The organism is Deltaproteobacteria bacterium (assembly GCA_016874775.1).
GTDB lineage: Bacteria > Desulfobacterota > Binatia > Bin18 > Bin18 > VGTJ01.
This window is the reverse complement of sequence record VGTJ01000170.1, coordinates 1-13,167: the sequence shown is the minus strand read 5'-3', so window position 1 is coordinate 13,167 and position 13,167 is coordinate 1. Positions and strand designations below refer to the sequence as shown.

13 protein-coding genes are annotated in these 13,167 nt (G+C 52.6%); 5 read left to right on the top strand and 8 right to left on the bottom strand.

From position 1 onward, the window contains the following. Window positions 1-345: 345 nt before the first annotated feature. The 4 genes from FJ147_22870 to FJ147_22855 form a co-directional block, all read right to left on the bottom strand. Window positions 346-1,098: a CoA synthetase gene (locus tag FJ147_22870; protein MBM4258730.1), complete on the bottom strand. Its 753-nt coding sequence runs from the start codon at window positions 1,096-1,098 to the stop codon at window positions 346-348. A gap of 63 nt (window positions 1,099-1,161) precedes the next feature. Next, window positions 1,162-1,716: a hypothetical protein gene (locus tag FJ147_22865; protein MBM4258729.1), complete on the bottom strand. Its 555-nt coding sequence runs from the start codon at window positions 1,714-1,716 to the stop codon at window positions 1,162-1,164. 15 nt (window positions 1,717-1,731) lie between these two features. Beyond that, complete coding sequence (locus FJ147_22860; protein MBM4258728.1) at window positions 1,732-2,040, bottom strand: hypothetical protein; 309 nt, start codon at window positions 2,038-2,040, stop codon at window positions 1,732-1,734. Window positions 2,041-2,120: 80 nt separating this feature from the next. Next, entirely contained in the window at window positions 2,121-2,549 is a 429-nt protein-coding gene (locus tag FJ147_22855) for a hypothetical protein (GenBank protein MBM4258727.1), read from the bottom strand. A 101-nt stretch (window positions 2,550-2,650) separates the two neighbouring features. Between FJ147_22855 and FJ147_22850 the strand changes: the two genes are divergently transcribed. Together FJ147_22850 and FJ147_22845 are read left to right on the top strand one after the other, a co-directional pair. Then, entirely contained in the window at window positions 2,651-3,235 is a 585-nt protein-coding gene (locus tag FJ147_22850) for a hypothetical protein (GenBank protein MBM4258726.1), read from the top strand. Window positions 3,236-3,295: 60 nt separating this feature from the next. Beyond that, window positions 3,296-3,916 (top strand): pyridoxamine 5'-phosphate oxidase family protein, encoded by a 621-nt coding sequence (locus FJ147_22845; GenBank protein MBM4258725.1) that lies wholly within the window; start codon window positions 3,296-3,298, stop codon window positions 3,914-3,916. A gap of 155 nt (window positions 3,917-4,071) precedes the next feature. On the opposite strand, the gene FJ147_22840 is transcribed toward FJ147_22845, so the two are convergent. Beyond that, window positions 4,072-5,967, bottom strand: coding sequence for a cytochrome C oxidase Cbb3 (locus FJ147_22840; protein ID MBM4258724.1), 1,896 nt, complete (start codon window positions 5,965-5,967; stop codon window positions 4,072-4,074). A gap of 19 nt (window positions 5,968-5,986) precedes the next feature. Then, complete coding sequence (locus tag FJ147_22835) at window positions 5,987-6,748, bottom strand: enoyl-CoA hydratase/isomerase family protein (protein MBM4258723.1); 762 nt, start codon at window positions 6,746-6,748, stop codon at window positions 5,987-5,989. Window positions 6,749-6,929: 181 nt separating this feature from the next. Between FJ147_22835 and FJ147_22830 the strand changes: the two genes are divergently transcribed. The 3 genes from FJ147_22830 to FJ147_22820 all read left to right on the top strand — a co-directional run bounded on the left by FJ147_22830 (window position 6,930) and on the right by FJ147_22820 (window position 9,452). Further along, entirely contained in the window at window positions 6,930-8,642 is a 1,713-nt protein-coding gene (locus FJ147_22830; protein ID MBM4258722.1) for an amidohydrolase family protein, read from the top strand. Between the two features lie 152 nt (window positions 8,643-8,794). After that, a complete protein-coding gene (locus FJ147_22825; protein MBM4258721.1) occupies window positions 8,795-9,073 on the top strand; it encodes a hypothetical protein in 279 nt (92 codons plus the stop codon). 1 nt (window position 9,074) lies between these two features. Further along, window positions 9,075-9,452, top strand: a complete 378-nt coding sequence (locus FJ147_22820; GenBank protein MBM4258720.1) for a hypothetical protein — start codon at window positions 9,075-9,077, stop codon at window positions 9,450-9,452. A gap of 47 nt (window positions 9,453-9,499) precedes the next feature. Here the strand turns inward: FJ147_22820 and FJ147_22815 are convergent, their stop codons facing one another. Then, complete coding sequence (locus tag FJ147_22815; protein MBM4258719.1) at window positions 9,500-10,786, bottom strand: ACS family MFS transporter; 1,287 nt, start codon at window positions 10,784-10,786, stop codon at window positions 9,500-9,502. Window positions 10,787-11,006: 220 nt separating this feature from the next. Continuing rightward, window positions 11,007-12,947, bottom strand: a complete 1,941-nt coding sequence (locus FJ147_22810; protein MBM4258718.1) for a choice-of-anchor D domain-containing protein — start codon at window positions 12,945-12,947, stop codon at window positions 11,007-11,009. Between the last annotated feature and the right edge of the window lie 220 nt (window positions 12,948-13,167).

Here is a 13,167-nt window from a genome sequence, read left to right as displayed (position 1 = left end):
ATGCTCCTAAGATCATCGCGTGTTCCCTTCTCTCTCCCTGAACTTGAGTTTCTCCCCACGACACGCGCCTATCTCAGCAGAACCCGCGAAATCATGAAAGATTCAGACCTTTACAGGGATGCCCACTATACCGCAGGATCAAAGTTGAAAAGCTGAAGCTTGCTTCAGTTGGGGTAGCGTGCGCTGTGCGCACGCTGCGCTCGCTTGCTCCGATTCCCGTGCGCATGGCGCACACTACGGTCTCTCTGGTGAAACCTAAAGTGTACCAATCTCGTGTGGTTTGATTTAGCAGCTCATCTTTTGAAGGAGGGTAGATGAGCACTAGACGTCCTTCAACTCCGAAGCTTATAGCCTACGGCCTTCCACTAAGATCTTCTCCCTCACAAACTCTGGATAACTCCGCGCCATTTTTTCTCTCACGATCGTCCGTAGCGTCTGGAGTTCCGCTGTGGTTGGTTCCTGATTTCGCTGGATGGTAGGAGACACCGATAGGGCAAAGCCGGTGTTGTCCTTCACCTCTTCGACAGACGAACCTGGCTGAAACTTATCCAGCACCCATTCACCAACAGCTCGATCCCAAGCCAATACTGCTTTAGGGGTCACGGCAAGCGCCGGGCCACCTTCACGGTAGACGTTCTCGGGCGTCACCCCTGCCCCAGTAACGAAGTCCACTTTTTCGACAAACACACGTTTTGTGTGTTGATCACGGAAGAGAATCACCCGATGAGCCATGTAATACAGCATGGCCGAACCGTACGCTCCAGCCATACGCACGGTTGGTGAGTTGTAGTCGCCGATGACATGCAGATTGAAATTCCCTCGCCGATCAATCTGCATTCCACTTAAAAAGAACAAATCGAGTTCACCGCGTTGCGCCAGGAAGTGAAGTTCACTGCTCCCAGCAGGGAAAGGATAGTACTCCTCGCAGTCAAGAATGATCAGCGTAATATGCGGCGTATAGAGTTGTTCAGCGAGAATGCACCCAGCGGCAGGAATGGGCGAGACCATCCCAACGCCGACGGTTTCGTAGTCGCGAACTTCACGGGCGATGGTAACGGCCATGAGTTCTTCTGGGGTATAGGCGTCAGGGTTTGCCATATCTGCTTCGTGCAAGAGCCGTAAAACGTCATGCGTAAAACGCAAAGAGAGTCGGAGGGGTGGTTACGTATTACGTATTAGGTTTTCCGTTCTTGTCCTATCTGCCTGTTCCAAATACTCTTCATGACTCCGCACCCCATATACATACCGTTCCAGATAGGTGCGAAACGTTGCGTCGGTTTTAGCGGCTTCGAGATACGCCTGCCAATGATGATCGTCTCGATCGTACAGGGAACCAAATCCGCACGGGTGAGCACCGAGTGGCGCGTGCGCGACAACATCAACATCAATGGCGGGCAGAAATGAATTCTCACCCGCATCTCTTTGTGTGAGTTCTCCTTCAACCAGTTCTTCTGTAGTAACAACAACCCGTCGCGCTGCCCGAGCCATCATTAGATCATCTCGATGTCCAGGGGTGATCGCGTTCCCTGAACGATCTGCCTTTAGCGCATGAAAGACAGCAACATGTGGACGAATCGCCTGTGCAACGACCACCGGTTCACCAGGATTGAAGGGATTGTCTTGTACTAATAAGTCAGGTCGATGCGTAAGAATGTCACTGTGCAGAAGACCGCGAACACCAAGAAACGGAACACCCATAGATCCAGCCTGGATCATGCTATACAGCACCCCTCAGGTCGTGTCTTTCATTTTCATCAGACCGGTCCGCAATGCACGTTGAAAATTCGGGGCTGGTCCATACGGACCGAGCACACACGAACACGTTTCGTACTCAGCGACAACACCCGCGCCGATCATCAGATCTGCATTCAACCCACCACCAGTCAACGTCACAAGTCGTACCTGTTTCACACCGCGACGAACCACCTCACGCAAGAACGCCATCGGCGCATTATCGATCGTTGCGGTCGTTAGGCCAAGAAGAGCACCGTCTTTGACGAGGGATGCCGCGTACTCCAGTGCGAAAAGCTTGGCGTTCATGTATTTTTTCCTTTTTACGTAACACGTACCACGTATCACATGTTACGTATTGCGTGATCCTTATACCGCTTCTTTCCGTCTTATTCTCCCACAGTCACAATCCGTGCGACGCGCGACAATGGATGACCTTTCGCATCGATTTGTAGCGAATTGAACCAGCCAAACGGAGTGCGCACACAATGAAGACCTTTCGTCGCAAGTTCTTGCTGGGTACGACTCAGAACATCAATCGCAGCTTCAGGTGGTCCCAACTCAGCAAACAGATGCGCAAACGGATGCAGAACGACAGTTGTCACTTTCAGTTGGGCAACGAGTTTGGTGATTTCTGTACACGCACGTTGTGCGACAAGAGCGGGATTGCGTTCATCTCCTTTTTCGACGCTCGAAAGTACGACGAGAGCATCGTTCACTCGCGTGACCGGATCATCATACGATTCGTAGACTTTCGACCGACCTTTCTCGGTGATCGTGCAGCAGAAGCTGTTGACGTGAAGAATGAGGAAACGCATGACGGGACCGTAGCATGATGGCAGTTCTTCGATCAATCTTCTTGTCTCCGAGTGGTGTTTCGGAGTAGTGTGTTCTTGTTTCGTTGTGTAAGGAGGGACGTATGGCAGAAACCTATAATCTCACCAAGTTCGCTGCTGATGTGACTGAAATCGTGCAGAGAGAGCGTGACCCAGCAAGAATCGTGGCTGCTGCAAAGCCATTAATGGCGAAAATTATCGCAGTGCCGAACTTCTTGCCTGAGCAATACACCAAGCCGGTCTCGCCTGAGCAGCCATTTGGCTTGTATCTGATTCACCGTGGTCCACAAGATGCGTTTACAGTGATGTCTGCGCTGTGGCCACCAAGTGGTGGCACACCAGTCCACGATCACGCGGGTTCGTGGGGTGTAGAAGTTATTCTTGAAGGGACGCTCCACACGCGTCGGTTCAAGCGCCTTGATGACGGATCGCGGGAAGGCTATGCCGATCTACAGCAGACGACTGAGCTGGATATTCATGCTCGGGAGATCGCGCACATCATTCCGCCGGACCAAGATGTCCATCAATTTAGTAACCTTTCTGGGAAGCCGGTTCTTAGTTTCCATATTTATGGTGGAGACATTACCAAGCAGACACGGAACAAATTTAATCCCGAGGAAAAAACAGTCATCAAGTATGTTGATCCGTTGCGCTATGACAATCGATGAGGAAGACCTACAACAGTTCGGAGTTCGGAGTCGGAAAAACTTGGAGCAAAGGAGGAAACAATGGGGACGACAGCAGCTCCACAAACGACAGCAGACCTCTGCGAACGTTTTGGTGCACCCGACGACCTGACCGTCAAACACAAGCTACCCTATATTGACGAGGCAGCGAGTGCATTCCTGGCCCAGTGTCCATTTGTGATAGTCGCAACGGCAGATGCCCAGGGACGGTGCGACGCGTCACCAAAAGGCGATCCCGCCGGTTTTATCCACATTGCTGACAAACACACGGTGTATTTGCCTGATCGCCCTGGGAACAAGATGTTTCAAGGCATCAACAACATTCTTGAGAACCCGCATGTTGGTCTACTCTGCATCATTCCTGGAGAAGAATGGACAATGCGGATCAATGGACAGGCACGGATTGTCGATGATCCTGCACTTTTAGAGAAACTCGGTGCACGCGGTCGCCCAGCCCAAATGGCGATCGAGATCAAAGTGGAAGAGTGCTACTTCCACTGTCCGCGTTCATTCAAGCGTGCTGAGTTATGGAACCCAGAACGGTTCCAATCCTATCAGGGTGATTCGTGGGGAAAGATTCTAGCGCAACGAACGCAGCTTGACGCGAGCAAGGTAGAGAAGCTTGGGCAGCGACTGGCAGAAGGGGTGAAGCAGTTACCGTAAAAAGTAGCCAGTAGTCAGCATTCAGGAGTCAGTAGGCAAAGAAAGAATCGGAGAATGGGTGAAACGGAAAAACGGTGAGTAAGAAGGTCCGCTCTCCGATTCTCCCCGTCTCCGGTGCTCCGATTCCTTTTTGCTAATGGCTACTGCTTTTGTTGTTATTTCCCATCCACTGAGAACGCCAACAACACATTCCCCGGCGCGCCGCCCCACATGCCATACCCAGAGTAAGTGTAGAGCATCCCACCGACGACCGTGGGCCCAGCACCGTCGAACGAACCACCGTTGGCCGGAACGTTGTTGATGGTCTTGAACTCTTTTGCGGCATCAAACTCCCAGATAATCTTGCCGTCTTCAGTTCCATAGGCGCGCATATGCCCATCGACCGAACCGGAAAAAACCGCTCCCGGAATCACTGACACCGCGGCAGACTGCGCAGGGCTGCAGTTCTTGCGATCGCCACAACCTGGCGGTGGAGTTTCCCACGTCTTTTCACCGTTGGCGATGCTATAGGCGAACATCCCGCCACCAACGGTGCTGTCGAGTTCAGACTTCGAACCAACATCTGGATCATCAACGAGCTTTACACCAATATCGGACAACGCCACATAGATCTGATTGGTGTCTGCCGCAGGTCCCCATTGAATGCCACCAATGAGCCCGCCTTTACCGACGCGTTTTTGCCACAGGAACTTGCCTTTGTTGTCGGCATCAACCGCGTGGAGCACGCCCGATTTCTGTCCAGCTAACACAATACGTTTCCCGTCAATATTCCGTAGAATCGGAGATGATCCGAAATCAAGATCTGGTCCGTTCGCTTTGGGGCAATTGGTTTTATCCTTTGAGGTACAGGCGATGTTAAAGGCATCTCCTTTTAAGCACTGCGTAATCCACTGGATTTTGCCAGTCTTCATATTCATAGAGATAATTGCGTCACTGGCATTTGACGGCGGATCAGCATAGTCGTCACCCGTAGTGACATAGAGCACGCCACGTTCTGGATCGAGCGTTGGCGACGCCCACACCCCAGCACCCGCCGGGCCATACTGCTGTACGCCTTTCGCGTTTTTCCAGGTTGGCCTGAGTTTTTTCTGAATCGTGTACGTCTTCCAGACTTGCTTGCCCGTAGTGGCATTCAAGGCCACGACATTGCCGCGGAAACTACAGCATTGGTACGTCGGCTCTGCGCCACCAGCTTCTTCAAGTGAGGTCACGGGAACATACAAGCGATTGTCATGAAATTTGGTCGAACCTGTCACACGCGCCAGCGGATGTTTGTCGACGTTCACTATCCATAATTCTTCACCAGTCTGCGCATCCAGTGCATGGACGTTCGCCGCCAGGTCACCAAAATAGGCCACGTACTTTGGCGGATTCGTCTTAGGGAGTTGTGCGATAGTAATCGTACTGCGCATTCCCGCACGGATTTTTTTCGCCCAATAGACACAACCAGTTTTGGCGTCAAGCGAATAGATTTGCCCGCGCATCGTCCCAATAAAAATGCGGCCACCTACAACCGTTGGTTGCGAGGCAACCGAATTCTGCGCAAAGCCAAAGGCCCATTTCAGTTTGAGGTTGGGAATTTGCTCGGCTTTCAGGCCAGCATTCTCGCTCGATTGAAAGCGTGCATTATCAAGCGTTACGCCCCAGCCATTCCACTGCGGGTCTTTGTCAGTAACCGTAAACTCGCCTGGGGCCTGAGGGCACATATTAGCAGTTGTGTCTTTTAAGACATCTTCGCCGGTAATAGGTTTCCCGGCGATATATTCAGCGACGGCTTTCCGCTCTGGGTCGCCCATTGCTAACCCAATGAACTTCATCACGCCGTTTTCGAGCGAGTCAACGATCGATTCTGGACTCCGCACTTTGAGAAATTCAAGTTTCGGCGCCCGCGCAACTTGGCCATTATGACACTGGGCACAGCGTTGGTCGTACACTTTAGCGCCGTCGGGTCCAGCAACCGGTGCAGCCGCCCATCCCTGCGTCGGCACTCCTGCTAGAACAACCCCCAAAGCAAAGGCGATACTGACCCTACCTTTTCTATACACGGACATTGACCTTTCCTCCCTACAGTTACTTCGTCTCGGTTTCGGTATCTAAAGAGGCTAAGCCTTCGAGAGCCAGACCGTAACCGAGCAAATCCTGCATGCGCCGCTTCAAGTCTAAAGTCAACGCCACACGTGCATAGCGGAGCGTGAGCAGAGGTTGTTTTGCCAACTGTTCGGCCAATTCCCACGCCCGCGTGAGTAGCCGGTCCTTCGGCAAAACCTCACCGACTAATCCGAGGTCATGCGCCTGACGGGCGTTAATAATCTGACCGGTGAGCAAAAAATACCGGCCACGGTTCGGTCCCAGCAGCAATGGATAGATGACATGCATCCCATCGCCTGGAACGAGGCCGGTCGGGAAATGAGCAGAATCCTGAAACTCGGCCGTTTCCGAGGCGAGCACGATGTCACACAAGAGTGGCAACTCAGAGTGCCGCAGTGCTGGACCATTGACTGCCGCAATCATCGGGACTTCGATATCGAGCAGGTTTTGTAAGAGGTGCTTGCCTTCCCAGTAGATCGTGTCCCATGCACGTGGGCTGCCACCAGGACGGTAGTTCCCCTGCGGACGCGGCCCAGAGAATTCCTCCCCTGTGCCCGTCATAATGACGACTTTATTTTCTGGGTCGCTACCAATATCGGCAAACGCGAAGGTAAATTCCCGATGCGGCAGTAACCCCCAACGCAAGCTCCCTCCTTCTGTGTGAAATGTCATCTGCAAGATGCCATTACGTCGCTCCATACGAATGGTTTGGTATTTGTTAGCGTATTCGTCAAACTTTGCCATGGGAGTGCTCCTCCTTTTCCCCCAAGATGAAAGCCAGCTGTTCCTTACTCTGAGTGAAGGCTGGTTGTCAAACCGCAATATCTCTGCCTTTCATTGACACTTATCCTCGTTCTATGGCATGGTTGCCATAGAAGATTCTGAATGAATGCTCAATTTTTCTCATCCTGAAGGAGGGTCACACATGGCTGATTATGATGTTCTTATTCGTGGTGGCACCGTTGTCGATGGCAATCGTTCCCCTCGGTATCTTGCTGATGTTGGAATCAAGAACGGGAAAGTAGCCAAGATTGGCAAGCTTAATCCGAGTGATGCCAAGAAAACGCTCGATGCCAACGGCTTGATCGTTGCCCCAGGATTCGTCGATCTTCACACCCACTATGATGCCCAGATTAACTGGGACCCCTATTGCACGTTGTCCGGCTGGCACGGAGTAACCTCTATCGTCGTCGGCAACTGCGGCTTCGGTTTTGCACCATGTAAACCAGAGCTGCGCGACCGTGCAATGTTGACGATGTCCCGTGTCGAAGCAATTCCATTTGAGTCAATGAAAGAGGGCATGAAGTGGGATTGGGTAACCTTCCCAGACTGGATGAATTTCCTCGATAAGACCCCCAAAGGTCTGAACGTCCTCAGTTTCGTGCCACTAGCCCCGATCATGATTTGGACGATGGGGCTCGAAGCGGCAAAGAGCCGTCCGGCGACCGAAAAAGAAATGCAAGAAATGTGTCGGATTGTCGAAGAAGCGCTTGATGCAGGCGGCTGCGGTATCTCAGCGCAACGTTTAGGCAATGGCTTCGTGTCGGTCCAACGCGACTACGATGGGTCACCGATGGTGACTGACACAATGACGGATGACGACATGCTCGCGTTCGCTCGCGTGCTGAAAAAACGCAATGCAGGGTTTATCCAACTGACGCAGTCCAGCCCAGAATTCCAGAATGACATGGACTTCTACGATAAGCTGGCTGATGTGTCTGGCCGTCCGATCCTCTTTAATGCCACAGCGGTTCGCGATGATCGCCCGTCTCTCCATCGTCGCATCCTGCGCTGGATGGAAAAGACCAACAAGGAAGGGCGCAAGATTTACAACCAGACCGCGGTCATGCGCCAAGGGCTCTACTTCACCTTCGGTGATATGAACCTGTTTGATGGTAACGACGCGTGGCGTGAAGCAACAATGGGGACGCCGACTGAACGCCTGATGAAGTTCAAGAACCCAGCGATGCGCCAAGCACTCATTGCTGATTATGACACTGGACATACCCCAGTCGTCACGGGCTCGTTCAAGGAATTCACCATTGAGTCCGTCGATAACCCGAGCCTGCAAAAGTACGTTGGCAAGACAGTTGAAGAGATTGCCAAAGCAGAGGGCAAACATCCAATCGAAGCGATGCTTGATATCGTCGTTGCTGACGACCTCAAGACCGAATTCGAGACCCCAGCCCGCAACGTACGCGAAGATTACGCCGCAGAGCTGATGTCCTCGCAGTACAGCATCGCTGGTGTGTCGGATGGTGGCGCGCACACCAAGTTCCTCACCATCGGTGCCTATCCGACCGACATGCTCACCTGGATGGTGCGTGATGCTGGCTTCATGAGCCTCGAAGAAGCACACTATCGCCTGAGCGGTATGCCTGCACAGTGCGCTGGCTTCCAAGATCGCGGCGTGTTGAAAGAAGGCGCACCGGCGGACGTTGTTGTCTACGATCTGCAAAACCTGAAGCTCACGCCAGATAAACCAAAGATCGTGCACGACTTCCCGGCTGGCGAATGGCGTCGCGTGCAATACGCCGAAGGCTATCGCTGGATCATGGTCAACGGCGACGTGACCTTCGAAGACGGTACATGCACCAACGCAACACCTGGCAAACTCCTCCGCCATGGTCGCGGGTAGAAGTTAGGAATTAGAGGGAAGGGATGGGTTTTCTTCCCTTCTCCGTTTTCTAGCAATGTATGTAGAGGGTAGCCCAGGAGGGTTGCCCTTTCTTGTTTGTGCTACCGGCGTTCGCGGTTGTGGTGTATAAATGCTCTAAAGAGGACTAACCAATGATCGTGCAGACTCTAAGTAAACCAGCAGAGCCACACATCATCAACTCACAAGAAGAACGCTCTTTGGAAGAATGGCAGGAAATGTATCCAGATCTCTGGCTGTTAGTCGAGGTTACGGAGGAGACCAAGTGGGAAATTCTGAAGTGTCGTCTCCTCGCCGTCGATCCTGACGATATGAATCTTGTCCCGCTCCGGCAAGAGGCGGCACGGCAAGGAAAGATTACCGGGATGTTCCACGGCGTCTATACCGAACCTGGTCCAACTGTCATAGCTTGATATGCCAAGAAATTGGGTAGCATTTCCACCGAACCGGCTTCCGGTAGTGACCCTGCGCCTGAGTGAGCACCGATTCACAGTGCTGATTGACACTGGGGCGCTCCGGAGTCTTATTGTCCCTACAATTGCTGGTGACTTTGGTTTCCGTATTGTCGGTTCCGATCGCGTTGTTGGCGTCAACGGCAGAGTGAGTCCTGTTCAGCTGGTGGAACTGGATACTGTCGGATTTGGTGAGATTGACCTCCCGCCATTCCGTGCTGGAGTTCTTGAACTGAGTCACCTCCGGTTAGGAATTCAAGGGGTCCTTGGCGTTAACGCTTTCGCGAATCGACGATTACAAATCGACTTTAGCGAGGGGCGTATCTACTTGCTGCCGTAAGAGTCAACGCATCCCTCGCTTGATTTTTTCATTCATCCGCTATCGTTTCACTCAAACCGCTTCTCGCCCGTCGCAAACAAATTCCAAATCACCGTTCCGACGAGCATCACGCCAATCGCCAGATAGAAGACCATATTCCAATCGCCGGTCCATTTGACGATGAAGCCAATAATAATCGGCGCAAGAATACCCGGAATCGTAGCGGCAGTGTTCGTCATTCCGACTAATGCGCCTGCGTATTTTGGCCCAATGTCGAGATGGTTAATTCCCATACCGGGGGAAAAACACGCCAGAAACCCGAGCCCGAGCGTAATACAGAGTACCGCAAGCATTGGCGAGGCAACTTGAATCAATGCGAACAAACAGACCGCTGCGCCAACAAACGCCACCGTTTGCCATAGTTTACGGACAAACGTGATACTGGTTCCGCCCTGAATCATACGATCTGCCATCCACGCCGAACCATTGCCAAAGAACATCATGGCAATATAGGGAAATGTGGCATAGAAACCCATCTCACTGAGAGAGAAGCCACGTGCTTGTACCAGGTACGTAGGTAACCAGGTGAGAAACGTGTACCACGTCCAGTTGGTACAAAAATGAGCGCAGAGCAACGCCCAGAACGCCCGTTCATGAAGGATAAGTCCCCACGGAATGGTCTCTGCTTTCGGCGTAGCGTGTTGTCCCTGGAGGATAAAGTTCAGCTCTTCTTGTGAGATCCGCGGATGATCCTCTGGGTTGCTTGTGACTAAGAAAAACCAAATCGCACTCCACACGATCCCCAACGCACCAAAGATGTAGAATACCCACGGCCAGCCGAGGTGCGTCATAATCCACACGGCTGTGGGGAAAGCGATGGCCAGACCAATGTACATGCCACTTGCCAACACCGCACCGACACGCGAACGTTCGCTGGCAGGAAACCAGCGCGCCATCGTGGTGTAGAGGCACGGCGGACTCATCCCCTCGCCAAGTCCAAGAGCAACACGCACGGCAAGCATAGTGGAGGTGATAGTAGCAAATGGTGTGAGCATGGTTACCAATGACCACCACGCCACTGCACCACCAAGAATCCCTTTTGTCCCCCAGCGATCAGACAACCAGCCACCGGGGATTTGTGTTAAGAAATAGCCAACGAAGAAGGCCGAGAGCACCGTGCCCATCACTGCTGGATCCCACCCCAGCTCTTGCATGAGCACCGGCGCAACGACTGACATATTCACTCGGTCCATGTAGAGGATCACAACGCTCAAACACAGGAGAATGACCACAGTAAAACGTTGTGGCCAATGATACGCCCGCACCGCGACTGTCGCAGAAGACGACACTGCCATAGGAACCTCCTTTTTCGAGCAAGCGTTCAGCGATCAGTATTCACCACTCGGTAAAAAAACCCTCCAGGAAAATCAGAGCGTTTCCTTTTTGGCTGAGAGCTGATGACTGACTGCTGACAGCTACTGCCCTCCTAGTCCTCTTGTGCAGTGGATGTCAAGCGAAAAATTATTGGCTCAATGAATCGCAAGCAGGTTCCGAGGTTCAGCTCGCGCAATCCTGTCATTCAAGGTTCGAGAAAAACCCTCCGCTTCCCTGTAGCTGCACGACTGCCGCATCTCCATTGCTTGCAACAACGTCAATAGTGTCACTGAGAGATCCATCTCCGTAGGTAGAAAAATTGACAGTCACCAGCAGCTTTTCTCCCGCTTTGAGCGTGAAAATCCCGGGAAAGCTAGCAAACGAGAACTGCGAATACATGTCGCAATTTTTGCAGGATAGCGTTGCCGTTCCTGTCAACACTCCTCCACCACAATTCTCTATGGAGAAAGGACGAGAGCCGGTTGTTGCGGAGGAGCTGACGGTAAAATCTAATACTGCCGGTGATACACAGAGTTTCGGGTCCTTGACGCTACTTCCCATCAACTTCACACTCGCAGTTCCACCATCAGAGTTCACTGCGGCAATATCGACAAATGTTCCATCCTTGGTCGGCATGAAGCGAACGATCACTACCTGACTGTTGCCTTTTGTCAACGAAAATTGTCCACCAGTAACAATGCTGAAGGGAGCCGTCGTCGTCACATTCCCGGTCAATACGCTATCTCCACAGTTGGTTATAGTGAAGGATAGATCCTTATCTACACCGGGACTTACCGCGCCAAACTCAAGAGCAGCATGAGAAGTGCACACTTTCGGCACCCCCTTCCCTTCTCCCGCGAGACTAATGGAGATTTGCTGGTTGTTGAATGTCAGGGTCAAGGTTCCGGTCTGACTTCCCTCCTGCCGTGGAGCAAAACGGATTGCGACCGATGCTTTCTCTCCCACAGCAAGACTGGCAGGGCCTTGTGTTACCAGAGTAAAGGGACCAGTGAGAGCTAAACTCAGAGTGAGATCCGCTGTTCCGCAGTTCGTAAGCACGAGAAAAAGATCTGCAGTCGAGCCGACGGGAACACCGCCGAAACTGAGAGCGGTAGGCTCGAAACAGAGTTTCGGGAGCTTGACGGGTTCCGCCTTTAAGACGGCTCCGACGAGCGATACGGTGGTAGAATTGCTCGCCGTAGTGATTTTTGCGCTACTTTTTACTTCGCCGTCCGTGAGCGGAGCAAAGCGAATGGTTACGGTTTGGCTTCCCCCTTCAGCAAGAGCAAAGTTGGCGCCAGTAACAACACTGAAAGGCGCTGCAACCTCGACGTTACCACTGAGGGAGCCGTTGCCACAATTTTCCACTGTCAACGTGAGATCTTTCGTTGTCTTCTCTGTGATCGTGCCAAAATTCAGCGAGGCTGGGTCAACGCAGAGCTGGGACTGCTCTCCTATCCCAAGCAATTGCACGGTAGCAGAGCCACCATTCGAGGTAATTGTCGCTCTCTGGGAAACACTTCCGCTAGTCGTTGGCGCGAAGCGCACAACCACGGTGTGAGTTTTCCCCGGCTCGACACTGAACGTGCCGCCAGAGACGAGGCTAAACGGAGCAGCGAGGCTGACCTCGCCAGTCAGAGTGCTCTTCCCCGTGTTGATGACCGTAAAACGATCATCGTGAAACTTCGCTACTTCAACCGAACGAAAATTGATACTACTCGGTGATACTGTGAGTTGCGCCTGCGCTTGCGGCACAACGCCAATGCCGTTGCCGCGTAAAAAGATACTTTTCACCCCGGCATTGGTGCTAATGCGGACGCTGCCTTCTGCCGGAGAGTTATCAACGGGGTGATAACTGACCATGACTTCAAAGCTCTGGCCAGGACTGAGTTTGAGCGTGGGATCTCCTTGCAAGCGAAAGACGTTCCCACCTGAGCCAGTGGCAATCAGCGTCATGCCCCCAATCAGTGCGCCAGTTCCGTCGTTACGGATAGTGAATTTTTTGTCCACCGTAGCACCGGTCTGACTGCGACTCTCACCAGCGTTGGCCGCCGTTTCGCTGCTCAAGGGTAGACGCTGAAGTTGACTAGTGGCGGTTCTCTCGCCACTGAAGTCTAGTCGTGCTGTAGATAGCGCAAGCACGGGCTGTCCTGCCTGGACTGCGGTTGAGGTAAACCTCACCAAAGGCTGGCTCTCGTACAATGCTGAAAACGGAGCATTAAAGTTGAGGTCATATTTAGCATCACGGAAAACGCGCTTCAAGTGCAGGGAAACCCGAGGAGTTGGGCGAGGTAGGACAGGTGCCAGCCTGGGCGTTTGCGCTTAACTTTGAGCGAACCTTTGCCGGGGTCCCCGCGTAAGA